Source organism: Microcoleus sp. PH2017_12_PCY_D_A (assembly GCF_020738565.1).
GTDB lineage: Bacteria > Cyanobacteriota > Cyanobacteriia > Cyanobacteriales > Microcoleaceae > Microcoleus.
This window is the reverse complement of record NZ_JAEQCI010000023.1, coordinates 53918-57198: the sequence shown is the minus strand read 5'-3', so window position 1 is coordinate 57198 and position 3281 is coordinate 53918. Positions and strand designations below refer to the sequence as shown.

1 protein-coding gene and 1 pseudogene are annotated in these 3281 nt (G+C 44.0%); one reads left to right on the top strand and one right to left on the bottom strand.

Annotated elements, in window-relative coordinates; all coding sequences use genetic code 11:
- A pseudogene (locus JGK39_RS06310) lies at positions 1-756 on the top strand (ISAs1 family transposase); the annotation flags it as partial.
- Positions 757-993: 237 nt separating this feature from the next.
- Here JGK39_RS06310 and JGK39_RS06305 read toward each other — a convergent pair.
- Positions 994-2952, bottom strand: coding sequence for a cation:proton antiporter (locus JGK39_RS06305; protein ID WP_293251243.1), 1959 nt, complete (start codon positions 2950-2952; stop codon positions 994-996).
- Between the last annotated feature and the right edge of the window lie 329 nt (positions 2953-3281).

The window sequence follows — 3281 nt, the reverse complement described above, 5'->3', positions numbered from 1 at the left end:
TCATATGGTCAGTGCTTGGGCGACCAGTCAAAGATTAGTTTTAGGACAAGTTAAAGTTGACAAAAAATCGAATGAGATCGCGGCTATTCCGGCTTTACTCAAAGTATTAAAATTAAACGGAAGCATTGTCACGATTGATGCTAGGGGTTGTCAGAAGTCAATTGTGAAGTCAATAGTCGAACAAGAAGGAGATTATGTAATCACCTTAAAAAAGAACCAACTATCCCTGTATGCCAGAGTAGAAGAGTTGTTTAAACAAGCAATTAAACAAGGATTTTCGGGATTTACACATACAGCTTATTCAAGGAAGAAAGAGACTAATCACGGGCGCTCAGAAATCCGACATCATTTAATGTTAAGTGACATAAAAGACCTAATTGACCCGACAATCAATGGGAGAAACTTCATAGTACAGGCATGATAGAATCTGTGAGAATAGTGAAAGGAAAAACAAGTATTGAAACTCGTTATTACATTAGTAGTTTACAAAATAATGCTCGAAAGTTTGGTGAATCAGTCCGCAGCCATTGGGGAATTGAAAATCGTTTACATTGGGTGTTAGATGTGGGCTTTCGTGAAGATGATTGTCGAATCAGGAAAGATAATGCTCCGCAAAACTTTGCCATCCTTAGACACATTTTGCTCAATCTTTTAACCAGAAAAAAAACCTCAAAAACAGGAGTAAAGAATAAGCGACTCCGAGCCGGGTGGGATGATGACTATTTGACCAATATCCTCGCTGTTGCAGCCAACTAAATTTTCACAAATAACTCATCACTAAATATTATACAACTTGTAAATAGTAGTTGTAATATTTTTATTGTCTCAAAAATAGGACAGGCATAAAAACCACCATTGATCAGTTACTGTTTTCTTATAAAAGTCATTACAAAGCGTATCTGCAGCCTCTAAAAATGGTGAATTTATCTCAAAATATACTCACCACTGGCGAAGATTGTTCAATAAGATGCGTTCCCCCTGGTGATACCGATCCTATCTCGAAACGGGCGGCTGCAAAACTTCAGCCTCCTTTGCTATTTCCGCCACTTCCAGAATCTCCTCTAAAACCGGAGGAGGAATCGGCACTTCCTCAACTACCTGATGCTTTTCCAAAGTCAAACGAGACTGCAACGAACCAGACAATCTTTTCAACAATTTCGGTGTAGGATCGTAAAGTAAATAAATAATGCGATCGCCCGCTTGCCAAATCTCTGTCGCCGACACTACTTGTAAATATCCCTGTCTTTCCAGCAGCAGCGGTGCCAACTCCCCAGCTTGAACCAAAGCCTGTAAGTGAGCAATCTGAAACTGCAATCCCTCACTTTTTAACTCAGTTTCCCCCAATTTTACTTCGCCGTCGCTCAAATATTCGTTCCAATCCTTCAGCGACAAATCGGAGACAAAAGCTTGATTAATTTTACTATTATTTACAGGCGCATTTGCTTGCGGATCTTTGGGAAATATTGCCAAAACCCTCGGCGGCGAAAACTCTTCGGCTGCTCGTTGAGCTAACACTAAGTTTACCTCGCCGTTGTTAGTCATTGCCAAAAATGTTCCCATCGAATCGAGTCCGGCTTCTTCTAACACGCTATGGTCGAGAGCGCTGCTCAAAAACACTCGCAAACCTTCTCTTTCTGCTTGCGCGCAAGCTTCCGGATTGGTGTCGATAATTGCGACTGATTCTCCGCGTTCTTGAAATAAGCGAGCAATTAATCTACTTAAAGGATTTGACCCGACAATTGCTGCACCAGTTGCTGATTTTGAGGTGACTCCTAACAGTTGAGCTATCCATCCCGCCGTCAGTCCTTGGACGAAAACTGTCATGATAATTGTCAGGAAAACTAAGGCTTTAATTGAGTCGCCGCCGTTGATGCCGCGCTGGGTAAGCAAAATGGCAAATAAAGAGGCGATCGACGCTGAGACAATTCCTCTCGGGGCTACCCAGCAAGCAAATAATTTTTGTCGCCAATTTAGCCCGCTGTTCCAAGTACACAGCCACACGTTGACTGGCCGCACTACCCACATTAAGGCTAAAACTGTAAACAAACTTCCCCAACCGAGGGCGACCACACTAGCGAGGGATAAATCGGCCGCCAGCAGCACGAACAGCACGGAGATAGCCAGGACTGTGAGTTGACCTTTAAACCTCCTCAGCAGCCTTTCTTCCGGCACAGCAGCGGCTCTGAGGACGATGCCGGAGAGGACTGTTGCCATCAGCCCGGATTCGCTGCGGAGTTCTTCTGATAAGCCGAACAATCCCCACAAACTGGCTAAAACTACTAAGTTTTTCAAGTCTTCTGAGAGAAATTGCGATCGCTTGAGAATGAATCCCAGCAGCCAACCTCCGGCAACTCCGACGACTGTGCCGACGAACAGCCGCACGATTAAATCTCGGAACAAGACCAATAAATCAGCATTGCCATTTAAGATAATATTTAGTACCAATACTGCCAAAATTGCCCCGACTGGATCGATTAAAACACCTTCTGCTTCTAGTAAAGCGGCGACTTGTTTGTCAACGGATACTTGTTTGAGCAAAGGGCCGATGACTGTCGGGCCTGTGACGACTACTAGAGAAGCATACAGAAATGCGATCGGCCAGGGAAATTCCCCCAACCAGTGTGCAGCCATTCCGCCGCCAATGAGCGTAATTAAAGTCCCGAAAGTAACTAAATTGCGGATGCTGCCGGAAACTTTGCCTAAATCTCGCAATTCCAAATTCAAGCCGCCTTCAAACAAAATTAAGGCTACTGAAAGAGACACCATAACTTCCAAACCGCTGCCCAACAGATTGGGGTGCAACAGTCCGAGGCAATCCGGGCCTGCTAAAATACCGAATAGCAGCAAAAATACGATCGCCGGAACTTTCAGATAAGCGGCCAGAACTTGAGCGCTGATACCGCAGGTGACGGTCATGACCATCAACAGGGTGATGTTAAAGGGGATTTCCATAGATACAATTGTTGCAGGCTGCCCGCTCAGATTTATAAAGTGCGATCGCGGGTAATGGGATTGCAGGCGCTATATTTGGCGCTGGTACAAACTCGGCACGGCCCTGGTTTTTTGCCAATAAGATTAAAAAACATTGATATTGGCTATAACTTTATCAGATAATTCTCTAAGCGTCAAAGATGGTAGCCACCCATTCTCAAGCTAGAAGCTAGAAGCTAAAAGCTAAGTAGAAGTGATTAGTCAGCAGTCATTAGTCATCAGTCATCAGGTAGAAGGTAGAAGACTTACACAGCAAGCTTGAGCGTAATCTCTATTTTACGTTTAATTAA

What these genes read in the sequence shown, in the direction of transcription:
- JGK39_RS06305 (WP_293251243.1), bottom strand. Translation starts at nt 2,952, where the DNA reads ATGGAAATCCCCTTTAACATCACCCTGTTGATGGTCATGACCGTCACC.